The organism is Sphaerisporangium cinnabarinum, from assembly GCF_055567015.1.
Map to the genome: position 1 here is coordinate 122,878 of NZ_JBVHRG010000001.1, position 16,015 is coordinate 138,892.

General features: G+C 75.1%; 13 protein-coding genes. 8 read left to right on the forward strand and 5 right to left on the reverse strand.

Features of this window, described 5'->3' with window-relative positions:
• The first annotated feature begins 186 nt into the window (after positions 1-186).
• Positions 187-3,795 (forward strand): LamG-like jellyroll fold domain-containing protein, encoded by a 3,609-nt coding sequence (locus tag ACZ4MO_RS00575; protein ID WP_499278573.1) that lies wholly within the window; start codon positions 187-189, stop codon positions 3,793-3,795.
• A 127-nt stretch (positions 3,796-3,922) separates the two neighbouring features.
• Here ACZ4MO_RS00575 and ACZ4MO_RS00580 read toward each other — a convergent pair whose 3' ends face one another.
• Entirely contained in the window at positions 3,923-5,671 is a 1,749-nt protein-coding gene (locus ACZ4MO_RS00580) for a SpoIIE family protein phosphatase (protein ID WP_499278574.1), read from the reverse strand.
• Between the two features lie 196 nt (positions 5,672-5,867).
• Here ACZ4MO_RS00580 and speD point away from each other — a divergent pair, with 196 nt between their 5' ends.
• From speD to ACZ4MO_RS00600, 4 genes are all read left to right on the forward strand, one after another.
• Positions 5,868-6,215, forward strand: coding sequence for an adenosylmethionine decarboxylase (speD, locus tag ACZ4MO_RS00585; RefSeq protein ID WP_170982059.1), 348 nt, complete (start codon positions 5,868-5,870; stop codon positions 6,213-6,215).
• Positions 6,212-6,967, forward strand: a complete 756-nt coding sequence (locus ACZ4MO_RS00590; protein WP_137279957.1) for a DUF4178 domain-containing protein — start codon at positions 6,212-6,214, stop codon at positions 6,965-6,967. The genes speD and ACZ4MO_RS00590 overlap by 4 nt, the downstream gene beginning before the upstream one ends.
• Before the next feature lie 79 nt (positions 6,968-7,046).
• Positions 7,047-7,277, forward strand: coding sequence for a DUF350 domain-containing protein (locus tag ACZ4MO_RS00595; protein WP_034656213.1), 231 nt, complete (start codon positions 7,047-7,049; stop codon positions 7,275-7,277).
• Positions 7,278-7,279: 2 nt separating this feature from the next.
• Positions 7,280-8,896 carry a polyamine aminopropyltransferase gene (locus tag ACZ4MO_RS00600; protein ID WP_255437177.1) on the forward strand — a complete coding sequence of 539 codons (1,617 nt, stop codon included), beginning with the start codon at positions 7,280-7,282 and terminating at the stop codon, positions 8,894-8,896.
• A 28-nt stretch (positions 8,897-8,924) separates the two neighbouring features.
• On the opposite strand, the gene ACZ4MO_RS00605 is transcribed toward ACZ4MO_RS00600, so the two are convergent.
• From ACZ4MO_RS00605 to ACZ4MO_RS00620, 4 genes are all read right to left on the reverse strand, one after another.
• Positions 8,925-9,470: a response regulator transcription factor gene (locus tag ACZ4MO_RS00605; RefSeq protein ID WP_255437190.1), complete on the reverse strand. Its 546-nt coding sequence runs from the start codon at positions 9,468-9,470 to the stop codon at positions 8,925-8,927.
• A 317-nt stretch (positions 9,471-9,787) separates the two neighbouring features.
• Positions 9,788-11,536: a hypothetical protein gene (locus tag ACZ4MO_RS00610; RefSeq protein ID WP_255437176.1), complete on the reverse strand. Its 1,749-nt coding sequence runs from the start codon at positions 11,534-11,536 to the stop codon at positions 9,788-9,790.
• A 7-nt stretch (positions 11,537-11,543) separates the two neighbouring features.
• Positions 11,544-11,771, reverse strand: coding sequence for a hypothetical protein (locus ACZ4MO_RS00615; protein ID WP_175008826.1), 228 nt, complete (start codon positions 11,769-11,771; stop codon positions 11,544-11,546).
• Positions 11,772-11,820: 49 nt separating this feature from the next.
• Positions 11,821-12,840 carry an LLM class flavin-dependent oxidoreductase gene (locus tag ACZ4MO_RS00620; RefSeq protein WP_175008825.1) on the reverse strand — a complete coding sequence of 340 codons (1,020 nt, stop codon included), beginning with the start codon at positions 12,838-12,840 and terminating at the stop codon, positions 11,821-11,823.
• A gap of 101 nt (positions 12,841-12,941) precedes the next feature.
• On the opposite strand from ACZ4MO_RS00620, the gene ACZ4MO_RS00625 reads away from it, so the two are divergent.
• The 3 genes from ACZ4MO_RS00625 to ACZ4MO_RS00635 all read left to right on the forward strand — a co-directional run bounded on the left by ACZ4MO_RS00625 (position 12,942) and on the right by ACZ4MO_RS00635 (position 15,956).
• On the forward strand, positions 12,942-14,093 hold the full coding sequence (locus ACZ4MO_RS00625; RefSeq protein WP_175008824.1) for a serine hydrolase: 1,152 nt from the start codon (positions 12,942-12,944) through the stop codon (positions 14,091-14,093).
• 204 nt (positions 14,094-14,297) lie between these two features.
• Positions 14,298-14,933: a DedA family protein gene (locus ACZ4MO_RS00630; protein ID WP_286185810.1), complete on the forward strand. Its 636-nt coding sequence runs from the start codon at positions 14,298-14,300 to the stop codon at positions 14,931-14,933.
• Between the two features lie 189 nt (positions 14,934-15,122).
• Positions 15,123-15,956, forward strand: coding sequence for a hypothetical protein (locus tag ACZ4MO_RS00635; RefSeq protein ID WP_175008822.1), 834 nt, complete (start codon positions 15,123-15,125; stop codon positions 15,954-15,956).
• The last annotated feature ends 59 nt before the right edge of the window (positions 15,957-16,015 follow it).

The following is a 16,015-nucleotide window of genomic DNA, read 5'->3' on the forward strand; positions in this document are numbered from 1 at the left end:
CGACGCGCGCCAGGGCCGCGGTCCCCTGTTCTGTGCTGTGACCTGTTGTCTTTTTCTGGTGGAAGTTGTTTGATTCTGGGGAGACGTTGTGCGGTGCGCCAAGGAGGGCGACCGCCGGAGCATCGGTGCCCGGTTCGCCGCCGCGTCGTGCAGTCCCTGGATTCACTCGACGAGGAGGAAGCACGGATGCAGTCCATGACAGCGGTAGCACCCCCACGGGGCAGACCGGCGAGGATCCTGGCGGCGGCACTGGCCGCCGCGCTCACGGTGCCCCTGGCCGTGGCGACGGCGGCGGGGGCGACCGCGACGCCGTCGGCCCCGACCGACGAGGCCACGCAGGACGTCGCAGCCCAGGACCTCGCCCTCGACAACGGGCTCAAGGGCGAGTACTTCCTGTCCGGCGGGCCCGGCTGGCCGCTCACCGACCTCAGGGCCACGATCCCCGACCAGCGGATCGAGTTCCCCAACCTGGTGCCGACGTTCGCCGAGCTGACCGGTCGCGGCGAGCGCACGTCCGCGCGCTGGACGGGGCAGATCACGCCCGACTACAGCGAGGCGTACACGTTCTCCGCGATCGGCGACAACGGCTTCCGGCTGTGGATCGACGACCAGCTCGTCATCGACCACTGGGTCGACGACTGGGACGTCGAGCAGACGTCCGCCCCGGTCCAGCTCCAGGCGGGTCAGGAGTACGCCTTCCGCATGGAGATGTTCCAGAACACGGGTGGCGCGCACCTCCGGTTGCGGTGGCAGAGCCCTTCGCAGGACCGTGAGATCGTGCCGACCGACGCCTTCACGTACCCCGACGACTTCGTCGTCTTCCCCGCGCAGGCCACGCTCGAGAGCGACGGCACGAGCCTCAACGTGGCGTTCCAGGGGGCCGCGGGCGGTGTCGACGAGAGCCTCGTCGACCACCTCAAGGTCCAGGTCGACCAGCTCGTCTGGCCCGTCGCACAGGTCGCGGCGCAGGGCGACGTCCTCGGCATCACGCTCGCCGAGCCCGTCGACCGCGCGTCGACCGCACGTCTCGTCTACGACGGCGAGGGCGACCTGACGGTCGGCGGCGAGAAGGTCGGGTCGCTCAACCTGCCGGTGACCAACGGCTCCGAGTTCCGGATCCAGACCCCGTGGGCCGACGACTTCGACCCCACCAACCCCCTGCCGGAGTACCCGCGCCCGCAGCTCACGCGCGACGCGTGGCAGAACCTCAATGGCGTCTGGCAGTTCGAGGCGGCGGAGTCCGACGACGCCGTGCCGAGCGGCCGCGACCTCGACGAGGAGATCGTCGTCCCGTACGCGGTCGAGTCCGCGCTGTCGGGCATCGAGCGGCGCGAGGACGACATGTTCTACCGCCGGACTTTCGAGGTCCCGCAGGACTGGGCGGTCGGGAGCGACAACCGGCTGCGCCTGAACTTCGGCGCGGTCGACTACGTCGCGACGGCGTACGTGAACGGCCAGGAGGTCGGCACGCACCGCGGCGGCTACGACGCGTTCTCGTTCGACGTCACCGACGCGCTCGTCGCGGGCACGGAGCAGGAGCTCGTCGTGCGCGTCGTCGACACCACGGACGGCAGCAACCAGGCCGTCGGCAAGCAGACGCTCAACCCGGGCGGCATCTTCTACACCCCGACGTCGGGCATCTGGCAGACGGTGTGGATGGAGCCCGTACCGGCCGCGGCGATCGACGCCGTCGTCACGACGCCCGACGTCGAGGCCGGCGTCCTCGCGGTGACCGCGCAGTCGGCCTCCGCGTCCGACGCGGCCGAGGTCACCGCCGTCGTGCGGGACGCTGAGGGTGCCGAGGTCGGGACGGCGACCGGCGCCGCGAACGAGCTGCTCGCGGTCGAGATCCCGGACGCGCACCTGTGGTCGCCCGACGACCCGTACCTCTACGACGTCGACGTCACGCTCACCGACGGGGACTCGACCGACACCGTGGCGTCCTACGCGGGCATGCGCTCGATCGAGGTGTCCGAGGTGGACGGCGTCCAGCGCATCCTGCTGAACGGCGAGAGGACCTTCCTCATGTCGACGCTCGACCAGGGCTACTGGCCGGACGGCATCTACACGCCCGCGTCCGACGAGGCGTACGTGTTCGACCTCCAGGCGCACAAGGACCTGGGCTTCAACACGGTGCGCAAGCACATCAAGGTCGAGCCGGCCCGCTGGTACCACCACGCCGACACGCTGGGCCTCATGGTGTGGCAGGACATCCCGAGCGGGTGGTTCGACAACGGCGACACGGACCCGGCGTCGCGCGTCTTCTGGGAGCAGGAGATGAAGACGATCATCGACCAGCACCGCTCGGTGCCGTCGATCGTCGGCTGGGTGACGTTCAACGAGGGCTGGGGCGAGTGGAACCTGGCCGACACGGCGCGGATCGGGAACACGATCGACGCCTACGACCCGAGCCGGATCCTCAACACGCACTCGGGCTACAACTGCTGCGCGTCGAAGGGCGACTCGAAGACGGGCGACATCATCGACTGGCACCAGTACACCGGCCCGGCCCTGCCGAAGCCGGACGCGACGCGCGCCGCGATCGACGGCGAGCACGGCGGCTTCTCGATGAGCGTCCCGGGCCACATGTGGCCGGGCGTCTCGGCGAACCCGTACGGCGGGGTCGCGAACAGCGAGGCCCTGACCGACGCGTACGTGCAGAACACGGAGAAGCTCGTGCGGCCTGCGCAGTGCTACCTGTCGGGCTCGGTGTACACGGAGATCTCCGACGTCGAGAACGAGCTGAACGGCTTCTGGACGTACGACCGCCGCGTGCTCAAGATGGACGCCGCGCGCGTCAAGGACGTCAACGAGCGGGTCGTCGCCGCGGCGGTGCAGGGCTCCGCGCCCGTCGACCCGGGCACCCCGGGGCTGACCGGCACGGGCCGCTGGTCGTTCGACGAGGGCCAGGGCACGACGGCGGCCGACGGCGTGGGCGACCACGCGGCGTCGGGCACCGGCACGTGGGTCGCCGGGCACGGCGAGACCGGGTCCGCGATCCGGCTCGACGGCACGAACCAGTCGTTCGCGACCGAGGGCCCCGTGGTCGACACGACCGGCTCCTACACCGTGTCGGCGTGGGTCCAGCTCGACAAGACGCCCGGGGGCGCGTGGTCGACGATCGTCGGCCAGGACTCGGTCACGGGCTCGAGCGCGTTCTACCTCCAGTACGGCGGGGGCGGTCGGTGGGCCTTCTCCTACGACGGCGAGCCGCGCGCGGAGTACGTCGTGCAGCCCGTGCTGGGCGACTGGTACCACGTCGTGGGCGTCCGCGACGCGGCCGACCAGAAGCTCAAGCTCTACGTCAACGGTGACCTCGTCGGCCAGTCCGACGTGTGCGGCGGCACCACGCCGTCCGGTCCGCTGACGATCGGGCGCGGGCAGTGGAGCGGCAACCCCGTCGACTACTGGGCCGGCACGATCGACGACGTCCGCGTCTTCGACCGCGCGCTGTCCGACGCCGAGGTCGCCCAGGTCTACGCCGGCGACGACGGCGAGGAGCCGGCGCTCGACGTGACCGTGACGGCCGAGACCCGCTGCCTCGCGGGCAAGGCCTACGTGGCCGTGCGCGCGACGAACGGCGAGGACGTCCCCGTGGACGTCACGCTCGCCACGCCGTTCGGGACCAGGGCGGTCAGCGCCGTCGCCCCGGGGGCGAACGCGTACCAGTCGTTCGCGGTGCGCGCCCCGTCCGCCGAGGCGGGCGAGGCGACCGTCACCGCCACGGCGACGGTCGACGGCGAGCAGGTCAGCACGGAGGTCGTCGCGCCGTACGCCGCGACTACCTGCGGCTGACGGCAGGTCGGCGCCGCCGCGCGGCTCCGACCCGGGGTCGTCCCTCGCCCGTCACGGGCGGGGGGCGACCCCTCGCCGTACGTCTCGTCGTACCCCTCGTGAGACCCCGGGACCCGCCGCGCCGCGGTCAGGCCACGGGCGCGCCACGCTCGGCCGGGGCCTCGGCCCGGTCGGCGACCGGGACGTCCGCAGGGCCCGCCCGGAGCACGACGAGCGCGACGTCGTCCTCGCCCGGTCCCGGCAGCATCCGCGTGAGCGCCGCCTCGACGACCTCCTCGATGGGCCCGCGGTGCGTGCCCTCCAGCGCGCGGGCGAGGTCGACCAGGTCGTCGCGGAGGTTGTGGCCACGGCGCTCCACGAGCCCGTCGGTGTACAGCACGAGCGTGTCGCCCGGGTAGACCTCGACCGTGTGCTCGGTGCGCGCGGTGCCCGGCGAGAGCCCCAGCGGCAGGTCGTTGCGCCGCGTCAGCGTGTCGACGCGGCCGTCTGCGCGGACGAGCATGGGCGGCAGGTGCCCCGCGCTCGTCCACCGCACCGTCCGCGTCCCGCGGCGAACCTGCTCCGCGGTCTGCTCGATGCGCGCGACGACCAGCGTCGCGATCGCGCCGCTCCCCAGCGCGAGCCCCTGCACCGCCGCGTCCACGCGCTCGAGGACGCGCGCCGGCGACTCGCCGCTGTCGTAGCCGATCGCGCGCACGAGCCCGCGCAGCTGCCCCATCATCACCGCCGCCGCGAGGTCGTGGCCGACGACGTCGCCCACGACGAGCGTCGTGGCGCCGTCGGGCGTCACGAACCCGTCGTACCAGTCGCCGCCGATGTCGCGGTCGAGCGCGGCGGGCTGGTAGTGCACGGAGACCTGGAGGTGGTCCGGCTCGGGCGGCTCGGTGAGCACCGCCTGCTGGAGCGCGAGCGCGACCTCGCGCATCTGCGCGGTCTGCTCCTCCGAGCGCTCGGCACGCAGCCGCAGCGCGTCCATCGTGGTCCGCAGGCGCACGGCGTCGCGCAGCGCCGCCCCGACCGTCGCGGCCAGACCGGCGAGGTATCGCGCGTAGTCGCGGTCCCAGGGGCGCATCGGGCTCGCCCGGAGCACGAGGATCCCGGCCACGCCGCCGCGCAGGGCGTCGCGCAGCGGCTTGACCACGAGGCCCTGCGAGACGATGCGCTGCCGGGTCCGGAACACCCGCTCGACGAGGCGGGTCTCCGCGGCGCTCGGCGCCGGGCCGACCGACCCGACCTCCCGGGGTCGCCCGCCCCGCACGTCGTAGAAGGCGGCGCGTGCGACGTCGGGGCTCCCGGCCAGCACGTCGAGCACCGGGCGGCCGAACGTCGCCAGGTCGGTGAACGTCGTCGGGAGCGCGCCCTGGAGCTCCCCGAGCATCGCGAGGCGGCGCTGGTTGACGACCGCCAGCGTCGTCTCCGTCGAGATGTCGAGCACGCCCGCGATGCGGCCGTCGTCGTCCCGGAGCGGGCTGTAGGAGAAGGTGAAGAACGTCTCCTCGTCGTAGCCGGAGCGGTTCATCACGAGCGGCAGGTCGCGGTCCGACGACGCGCGCCCGGTGCGCAGGACCTCGTCGAACAGCGGCCCGACCTCGTCCCAGATCTCCGCCCACACCTCCGCCGCCGGGGCGCCGAGCGCGCCGGCGTGCTTGGCCGTGCCGAGCATCTCCTCGTAGCCGTCGTTGTAGATCAGCGTGAGGTCGGACCCCCACACCAGCATCACGGGGAACTGCGTCGAGAAGCACAGGTGGACGGCGTGCCGCAGCGCCTCGGGCCACTCGCCGGGCGGGCCCAGCGGCGTCCGCTCCCACGCGACCTCGCGCGCCTGCCGACCCACGGCGCACTGCGCCGTGGCGTCGACGAACCACTTGGCATCCATCCGCGCATCGTAGGCGAACGGCCGTCGCCCGCCCCCTGGACGGCGTCCGCCCGTGCGGGCGGACGGCCGGTCTCGCGCGGCGGGTCCGCCCGTCGGCCGACGCCGCAGGTCGGCTAGGGTGTGCGCGGCCCGACGGCGGCCACCGGACCGCGGGCGCTCGCCCGCGCCGGCCGACAGGACCGACATCGACAGGGGCGTGGACGTGCAGCGCAACCTCGTCCACGTGTTCGACGTGACGGGCGCGGACCCGGCGCTGCTCGACGACGAGCCGACCGTCCGCCGCTGCCTCGACGCGATCGTCCGCGAGGCCGGGATGACGCCGCTGGGGGAGGTGTCCCACCGCTTCGAGCCGCAGGGCACGAGCGTCGTGCTGCTGCTCGCGGAGTCGCACCTCGCCGTGCACACCTGGCCTGAGGACGGCACCGCCTACGTGACCCTCACGACGTGCCGCGCCCCGGCGTCGGCCACGTTCACGGACGACGTGCGCGCGCTCCTCGCCGAGGAGCTCGGCGCCACCGAGGTCGCCGTGCGGAGCCTCGCGTGAGCCGGACGCCCCGCCCGCGGCTCGCGATGCGCGTCGGCGAGGACCTCGTGGGCGCCCCGCCGCAGCGCGCGACGCCGCGCGCCGTCGCCGTGCTCTCGACCGTGCACGGCGGCTCCACGTTCACGTGGGAGGAGTGGCAGCTCCTCGCCCACGACGGCTCCGACGTCTGGGTCGAGTACGACCACGACACGCGCGACGTGACGCTCCTGCGACCGACGGAGCCGTGGCCGCCCGTCGTCGACCTCTCGGGCCTGCGGACCGGCCGGACCCTCGGGCTGACTCTCGAGGGGCGGCAGCACACGCTCACGGTGCGCGAGCACGGGACGGGGCGCGTCGAGCACGTCGAGGGGCAGTTCGCCGAGCCGTTCGCCGTCGGGCAGGAGGTCGAGTACGTCGACCTCTCGGCCCACGGGGCGATCGTGTCGATCGAGCGCACGACCGGACCGCTCGGCCCCGTCACGTCCGTCTACCACGGGCGCCGTCTCGACAGCGCCGAGCAGAAGCGCCTGTTCGGCCGCCGCGTCGCGCCGCGCACGGTCCCCGGCGGGCGGTTCGTCGCCTTCGCGGTCGCGGCGGTCGTGCTGCTCGGTCTCGGGTCGTGCGCGGCTCGCGCCGCCTCGGGCAGCGCGTCGTGCACGCCCCGCTCCGTCGTCACGACGTCGCCCACCACCGGCCAGGTCGGCACGACCGACGACGGCACGTGCGTGCGGCGCACCGTCTACGGCGGGGGCGGCGGAGGGCTCGGCAAGTGACCCGCCCCGCGCCCGGTCGTCCCGCCCCCGAACCCCTGCACCCGTCCGCCCGTCCCACGACCCGAACCCGGGAGACCCCGTGATCTCTGCCGCCGCCCCGCTGGCGTTCCTCTGGTCCTTCTTCTCGACCGTCCTCTACTCGGTGCTCGGCATCGTCCTGCTGCTCGTCACGCTCGTGGTCGCGAACAAGGTGTTCCGGCTCAACCTGCACCGCGAGCTCGTCGACGAGCACAACGTCGCGTTCGGCGTGATGATCGCGGGCCTCGCGGTGGCGATCGGCCTCATCATCGCGGGGACGATCAGCTCCTGACCGTGCTCGACCAGCAGGAGGTCCCGCCCGGAGGCCCGCCCGGGGGCGACGTGGCGGCGGACCCCGGCCCGTCCGCCGGGCGGTCGGGAGCGCGCCACCTCGACCGGCCGACGGTGTTCGCCGCCGCGCTCCTCGTGGCCGTGGGCGGGCTCGTCTACGAGCTCATCCTCGGGACCGCGGCGTCGTACCTGTTCGGCGACTCGGTCGTCGCGTTCTCCGTCGCGACCGGGCTGACGCTGTTCGGCATGGGCCTCGGCTCGCTCCTCGCGCCGCGCCTGCAGCGCACGGCGGGGCTGAGCTTCGTGCGCAACGAGCTCGTGCTCTCGCTCCTCGGCGGGACCTCGGTGCTCGCGCTTTTCTGGGCGTACGCCGCCACCGAGCTCGCGTGGGTCGTGTTCGTCGTGCTGTCGCTCGCGATCGGGACGGCGATCGGCGTCGAGATCCCGCTCCTCGTCGCGGTGCTCAAGGAACGGGGGAGCGAGGGCTCCGTCTCCCTGCTGTCGAAGGTGCTCGCGCTCGACTACTTCGGGGCGCTCGCCGCCTCCCTGCTGTTCCCGTTCCTGCTGCTCCCGTACCTCGGCCTCGTGCGCACGGCGTTCGCGGTCGCGGTGCTCAACGTCGCCGTCGCGGGGTTCATGCTCGCGCGCATGGGCCACCCGCCGCGGTGGTCGGTGCTCGCGGGCGTCACGCTCGTCGTGCTCCTCGCCGGGTTCGCGGCGTCGTCGTGGCTCGAGGCGCGCATCAGCGCGGGGATGTACCAGGACCCGGTCGTCGCGCAGGAGCGCAGCGCCTACCAGCAGGTCGTCGTCACGGAGTACCGGGGCGACACGCGCCTCTACCTCGACAACCAGCTGCAGTTCTCCTCCGTCGACGAGGCGCGGTACCACGAGACGCTCGCGCACGCGGCGATGACGTCCGTCGCGGCGCCCGCGTCCGTCGCGATCCTCGGCGGGGGCGACGGTCTCCTCGCGCGCGAGGTCCTGCGCTACGGCTCGGTCCAGGAGGTCACGCTCGTCGACCTCGACCCCGCCGTCACGGATCTCGCCCGCGAGAACCGGCTCCTCACCGCCGTGAACGACCACGCGCTTGACGACCCGCGCGTCACGGTCGTCAACGCCGACGCGTTCCGCTGGGTCGAGGACACGGCGCAGACGTTCGACGTCGTGCTCGTCGACCTCGTCGACCCCTCCTCCGAGCGCGTCGCCAAGCTCTACTCGCAGGAGTTCTACGGCATGGTCGCCGCGCACCTGCGGCCCGGCGGCGCGTTCGCGACGCAGGCGACGTCGTCGTACTTCACGCCCGACGCGTTCTGGCAGGTGGTCTCGACGGTCCGCTCTGCGGCGCCCGGGCGCACCGTCGTGCCGCTGACCGTCAACGTCCCCTCCTTCGGGGAGTGGGGCTTCGCGCTCTCGCTCCCGGGCGGACCGGCCGACGCGGTGCCGGGCCCCTTCGCGCGCACGCCCCTCCCGGACGGGCTGCGCTTCCACGACGCCACGTCCCTCGCGGCGACCACGCGCCTCCCGGCCGACAACCCGCCCCGCGAGCTGCCGCCGTCGACCCTGCTGTCCCCGACCGTCCAGCGCACCTACCAGGAGGACATGCGCGCCTGGCGCTACTGATGCGGCGCCGGCGGGACGACGACGAGCGTCAGAGCACGGACGGGAGCTGGTCGCGCGACGTGATGCCCAGCTTCCGGAAGATCCGGTAGACGTGGTTGTCGACGGTGCGGTCGCTGAGCACGAGCTCGCGCGCGACGTCCTTGTTGCTCAGCCCGCGCGCGACGAGCCGGGCGACCTCGCGCTCGCGCGGGCTCAGGGTGTCGACGGGCGCGACGGGCGGCACGAGGAGGTCCAGCTCCTCGCCCGCGGCCGCCACGAGAGCGTGGAGCCGGTGGGCCTCGTCGGTGGCGAGGGCGGTGCGACCGTCCTCGCGCAGCAGCCGGACGGCGGTCGCGTGGGCCTGGGTGCCGTGCAGCACGAGGCCGCGAGCGCGCAGGTCGTCGGCGGCTGCGAGGAGCGCCTCGGGCGAGCGGTCGGCGGCGGCGACGACATAGCGGCCGAGGGCGGGCAGGAGGGCGCCCTGCGCGGCGGCCGCGTGCTCCGCGACCTGCCGGGCGCGGCGCGCGTCGGGCCAGAGGGTCACGAGCCAGGCCGCGTCGAAGAGGGCGGCGAGGACGTACCCGCGGCGGTCCATCGCTTCGACGAGCTCCCACGCCGCGCGCGTCGCGGCCTCGGGCCCGGCCTGGCCGGTCGCGAGCGCGAGCTCCGCGGCGAGCGGGTGCGGCCGGGCCAGCGGGGTGGACGCCGCGAGGAGCTGCAGCGCGTCGAGCTGGTGCGCGAGCGAGCGCGCGCTCGTGACGTTCCCCTCGCGGAGCGAGAGCTCGGCGCCGAGGCAGCGCAGGCCCGCGCGCGTGCTCGGGCGCAGGGGCGCGTGCGCGCCGGCGGCGAAGACGCTCGTCAGGTGCTCGCGCAGGGTCGTGAACCGGCCCTGGAGGTAGAGGCCGAGGGCGATCACGTAGCCGTGGGGCTCGATCTCCCAGACCGCGAAGCGGTCCCGCGCCTGGTCCAGGAGGCGGCGCGAGCGCTCGACGGCCGCCTCGACGTCCCCGGCGCACAGGAGCGTGAACGAGCGCCACGAGGCGCCGTCCTGGCGGTCGGCGGCCTGCGGCACGACGAGGTCGTCGAGCGCCTCGGACGCGTCGTCGCACCGCCCCCGGGCGAGCAGGACCTCGGCACGGACGAGCCCCACCACGTCGCCGGGCCCGACGAGCAGCGACGCCGTCGACGGCGGCTCCGCGCTCTCGTCGGCCGCGGGACGGGGGAGCGGGGGCGGGGGCGCGGCGGACGGCCCCGTGCCCTCGACGTCGCCGACGGCGAGCAGGACGTGCTGGGCGACCGCACCCAGGACGGCGTCGTCGGCCTCCGTGGTCCCGGTCGGCTCCAGCAGCGCGAGGGCCGCGTCGCGCTCGTGCCGCACGACGGCGCGGTAGACGGCCTCCCACGCGACGAGGAAGCTCCCGCGGCCGGGCTCCTCGGGGACGAGGTCGTGGGCGCGCGCGAGGACGCGCCGACCACGTCCCGCGCCGCGTCGTCGTTGACGAGCGCCTCGAGATACCGCACGGTGTTCCGCGTGGTCGGGGTGCGCTCCCACGCGTCCCGGCTCGCGAGCAGCTGGGCCGCGGCGTGCCGGCGCAGTGCCCGGCCGAGGATGGCCGCGGACTCGCGCGACGACGCCCAGCCGGTCGGGACGACGGCGTCGACGGTGCGCGCGAGCGGGTCCCACTCGTCCGCCCGGCCGCTGCCCAGCGCGTCGGCGACCTGCTCCGCCGCGCGCAGCGCCCGCGCGCCCCCCGACTGGCGCAGGAGATCCCCGACGAGCGGCGGGTAGAGCGTCACCGTCGTGCGCCCCTCCGCCTCGACGAAGCGGACCAGACCGTGGTCGTCGAGCGCGACGAGCACGGGCCAGGGCAGGAACCGGTGCACCGTCGCGAGCTCCGCGGCACCGGTCGCCGCGAGCGCCCAGACGCCGTCCACCTCGTCGGGCGACAGCCCGCTGATCAGGCGGCCGACGTCGCCGGCGAGCGCCGAGGTCACCAGGTCGCGGCGCGCGACCCAGGTCCCCGACTCCTCGACGAGGCGCCCGGCGCGCCGGGCCTCGGCAGCGACGGACCGGACCAGGCCGGGCAGGCCGCCGGACAGGCCGTACAGGCGACCGGCGACACCGGCGTCGAGGTCGCCGCCGAGGAGCGCGCTCGCGGTGGCGTGCATCTCCTCGAAGGCGAGGGGCGGCATCGGCAGCGTGGTCGTGGGCCGGCCGCCGAGCACGGTCTCGACCGGGGCCGCAGGGTAGGGCGGGCGCTGGCTCAGCACGACGGTGGCGTCCTGGCGCGCCGAGACCGCCCCGAGGACCGCGGCGGACGTGTCGTCGAGCGCGTCGGCGTCGTCCACGAGGAGGACCGCCGGCCCGGTGCCGAGCGCCCGCTCGACGGCGTCGACCGCGCGCCCGAGCGACACGGGCTGGCCGGGCGCGGCGTCGAGCACCCCGGCGAGGACGAGCGACTCGAGCGGACGCGGGGCACCGGCGCCGACGCCTGCGAGGGACAGCGCGTGCCGGTCGTCGTCGAGGACGGCGGCCCGGACGCGCGCGAGGAGCGTGGACCGGCCGGAGCCCGGGAGCCCGGAGACCACGACCGACGTGCCCTCGCGCGCCGCGCCGAGCACGGTGTCGACGAGGGACGCGCGCGGCCCCGGGGCGCTCATGGGGCGGTCAGGCGCGTGTCCGCTGCCGTTGCGCGCGGGCCTGCGCGTCGCGGTAGACCCGCAGCCGCTCGACCTGGAGCTCGCCGAGGGTGGGGGCGTCCACCTCGTCGGCGAACGCCTCGGAGAGCTGGCGGAGGATGTCGGTCTCGAGGTCGTCGAGCTCCTCGAGCCGACGGCGGTCTCCCGGGCTCAGCAGGGGCCACGTCTCGGTGTAGGTGGGTGCGTGCTCGCTCACCTGCCCATGGTCGGCTCTCCGGCGCGGTCTCGCAGGTCGACGGTTCCCGTCAGGCGGCGGGGCGGGTCACCGCCGCGAGCGCGTCGAGCGCGCTGAACGGGTCGTCCGGCCGGGCGGGGTCGGCCGTCGTGGCGACGAGGACGACGCTCGACACCCCGCCCGCGCCGAGCTCGACGAGCCGCGCGCGGAAGGTCTCGGGCGCCCCGACGACGGCGAGCGCGTCGACCCACGCGTCGGGCATCGCGGCGGCGAAGTCGTCGGGGGTGGCGCTCGCGTCGCGCAGGGCGCGGAAGTCGTCGGCGAAGGGCAGCGGGTCGATCTGGGCGGACCAGTCGGCCTCGCCGAGCACCGCGAGGTAGGGCCGGACGATCGCGCGGGCGGTCGCGACGTCGTCGTGCACGGCGCCGACGGAGAAGGCGACGACCCGGTGCGCGGGCGGGGCCGCGTCGCCGGCGCTCGCGCGCCCGGCGTCGATCGCGGCGCGCGCGACGGCGAGGTACTCGGGGGTCACGGGCATGTCGAGGATGGTCCCGTCCGCGACGCGGCCGGAGACCTCGAGCGACCGCGGGCCGCGCACGCCCGCGAGCACGGGCGGCGGCGCGGCGGGCGGGGCGTGGAGCGCGACGTCGTCGACGGACACGTAGCGGCCCGCGACGCTGACGCGCTCGCCGTGCAGCAGCGCGCGCACGGTCGCGGTGGTCTCCTCGAGCATCGCGAGCGGGCTCGCGGGCCACACGCCGATCTGCCGCATCCACGCGGGCATGCCGTGCCCGAGCCCGAGGTGCAGGCGGCCGGGGTGCAAAGCGGCGAGCGTGCCGGCCTCCATCGCGGCGGTCGACGGCGCGCGCGTCGCGGCGGGCAGGATCCCGATGCCGACGGTGAGGCGCTCCGTCGCGGCGAGGACCGTCGCGGCCTGCGCGATCCCGCCGTGGAACGTGAGGTCCTCGACGACCCACAGCTCGTCGAGCCCGACCTCCTCGGCACGACGCGCGAACGGCACGATGAGGTCGGCGGGGAGCTCGCGCGGGAGGATCACGCCGAGCGCGGGGGTCGTCGTCGAGGTCGCCATGCGGCGACCGTACCGTGACAGCGCTCCCACCCGTGACGACGTGCGGCTCTCCGGAACAATCCCCTGGCCGGGAGCACCCCGGCCCGCCTACGGTCGGGGCCATGACCGCGCTCGACGACGCCGCTCTCACCACCCTCGACACGCACCTGCGCTCCGCCGCGGACGCCGACGACTTCTCCGGCGTCGTGCGGGTCGAACGCCACGGCGAGGTGCTCCTCGAACGCGCCTACGGCGTCGCGTCGCGCCGCTGGGGCGTCCCGGTCCGCACGAGCACGCGGTTCGACGTCGCGTCCGTCACCAAGCTGTTCACCGCCGTCGCGGTGCTCCAGCTCGTGGGCGACGGCCGCCTCGGGCTCGACGACCGCGTCCACGACCACGTGGACCTCGCGGGCACGACGATCCCGCCCGAGGTGACGATCCGGCACCTGCTGACCCACACGTCGGGCATCGCGGACGACGCCGACGAGGAGGCGGGGGAGTCGTACGAGGAGCTGTGGGTCGACCGGCCGAGCTACTCCGTGACGCGCACGGCGGACTTCCTACCCGGGTTCGTCCACAAGGAGCCGAACTTCGCGCCCGGCGAGGGGTGCCGATACTGCAACGTCGGCTACGTCCTCGCGGGCCTCGCGCTGGAGTCCGTCACCGGGACCCCGTACCGCGAGCACGTCCGCGAGCACGTGCTCGCGCGGGCGGGCATGGACCGCTCCGGGTTCTTCCGCATGGACGAGGCCGAGCCGGACGTCGCGGAGGGCTGGGAGCCCGTGCACGAGGGACCGGACGACGAGGGCCCCGTCACCGGGTGGCGGCAGAACGTCTACTCCTACCCGCCCGTCGGCTCGCCCGACGGCGGCGCGCACGCCACGGCGCGCGACCTCGCCCGGTTCTGGACGGCGCTGCGTGCCGGCGAGCTCCTGCCGCCCGACCTGACGCGCGCGTTCCTCACCCCGCAGGTGCTGCACGACGACGGCGCGGACGACACGGACGGGGCCGAGCCCGCCCCGAGCGTGCACTACGGCTTCGGGCTCGAGTTCGAGCTGCTGGGGGACGGGTCCGTGCGCTCGGTCTACAAGGACGGCATCAACACGGGGGCGAGCGCGATCCTGCGCCACTACCCGGACGCGGCGGACGCGCTGGACGGCGCCGACGCGCTCCCGCCGGCGGGGGCGCCGGGCGTGACGGTGGTCGTGCTGTCGAACAGCGAGTCGGGCGCCTGGGACCCGATCCGTCGCCTGGACGAGCTCGTCCGCGGCTGATCCGGCCGGCCTCCCCGCGCGTCCCGCGCCTCCGCACGAGACCTCCACACCCTCCGGGCCGCATCGGCGCTCGCGCCACGGACCGCTCACCTAGGCTCGTGACCCATGCCCTCCGGACTCTCCGCCGCCCTGACGGCCGCCGTGCCCGCCGCCACGACGGCGGAGCCCGCCCTCGACGGCGTCGCCGGCTGGGCGGTCGACCTCATGGAGACGCTGGGCCCGGTCGGGGCCGCGATCGCCATCGCGCTCGAGAACCTCTTCCCGCCCCTGCCGAGCGAGATCATCCTGCCGCTCGCGGGCTTCACGGCGAGCCAGGGCAGCTTCGGGCTCGTCGAGGCGATCCTGTGGACGACGGCGGGGTCCGTCGTCGGCGCCCTCGCGCTCTACGCGGTGGGCGCGATCATCGGGCGCGAGCGCACGCGCTGGATCGCGGAGCGCCTCCCGCTCGTCAAGGTCGAGGACGTCGACCGCACCGAGCAGTTCTTCCTGCGGCACGGCAGCGCGACGGTGTTCTTCGGCCGCTTCATCCCGATCTTCCGCAGCCTCATCTCGATCCCCGCGGGCGTCGAGCGCATGCCCCTGTGGAAGTTCACCGCGCTCACCACCGCGGGCAGCGCGGTGTGGAACACGATCTTCGTCTACGCCGGGTACGCGCTCGGCGAGCAGTGGCACGTCGTCGAGGAGTACGCGGGCGTCCTGCAGAAGGTGGTCATCGCGGTCGTCGCGGCAGCGGTCGTGTGGTTCGTCGTGACGCGCGTCTGGCGCTGGGTGCACGACGACGAGCGCCCCGCCCACGCGCGCGGCCGCCGGGACGCGGCACCCGCGCGCGACGAGGCCTGACCGCCGCAGCCGCCCGCGGCGGCGCCTGACCGCCTCGCCCGGACGTCCGGAGGTCCGAGGTCCCGCCCGCGCGGTGCGCGTCGCCGTGGCGGATGATCGGAACGTGCCCGCCCCGACCGACCGGCCCAGCGCGCCCGTGAGCGCGGCCCGCGTCACGCCCGCGGCGGGCCACGGTCCCGGGGACGCCTCGTGATCCTCGCGCTGCTCGCCGCCGTGGCCGCGAGCCTCCTGTACGCGGTGAGCACGATCATGCAGGCCGTCGCCACGCGTCGCGCCCACGGCCTCGCGGCCGTGGCCCAGCCGCTCGTCGTCGGCGGGCTCGTGGTCGACGGCGTCGCGTGGCTCCTCTCCCTCCTCGCCCTCGACCACCTGCCGCTGTTCGTGGTCCAGGCCGTCGTCGCGGCGTCGCTCGTCGCCGTCGTGCTGCTCGCCCGTCTGGTGCTCGGCGCGACGCTGCGCCGCACGGACCTCGTGATGATCGGCGTCGTCGTGGCGGGGCTCGTGGTGCTGGCGCTCGCGGCGGGGGAGCAGCCCGCGACGCACCCGCCGGCCGGGTTCACGACCTGGGTCAACGTCGCCGCGGCGGTCGTGGCGGTCGGCACCGCCGTCGCGTACCGGCGCGGGCACCCCGTGCTGCTCGCCGTCCTCGGCGGCCTCGGCTACTCGGTCGCCGCGGTGGCGGCGCGCGGCGCGCACGCGTCCGGCGACCTGCTCGACACCGTGCTCCAGCCGCTCGCCCTCGCGATCGTGCTCGGCGGCGTCGCGGGCGCGCTCGCGTACCTGCGCGCCCTGGAGCGCGGCGCCGTCGGGACGGTGGCGGCGACGGTCTCCGTGATCGAGGTGCTCGCGCCGGGGATCGTCGGTCTCGCCGTGCTCGGCGACGTCGTGCGGTCGGGCTGGGCGGTGCCCGCCGTCCTGGCGACGCTGGCCGCCGTCGGCGGGTGCGTCGTGCTCGCGACGAGCCCCGCGAACGCCGCGGCCGAGGAGGGCGCGCCCGCGGCGACGGAGCCCGAGCCCGCCTAGGGTGGGCCGAGCCGGCCGTCCGGGAGCAGCCCCGCCGGCCTGCCGCCGGGCGGTCGCCG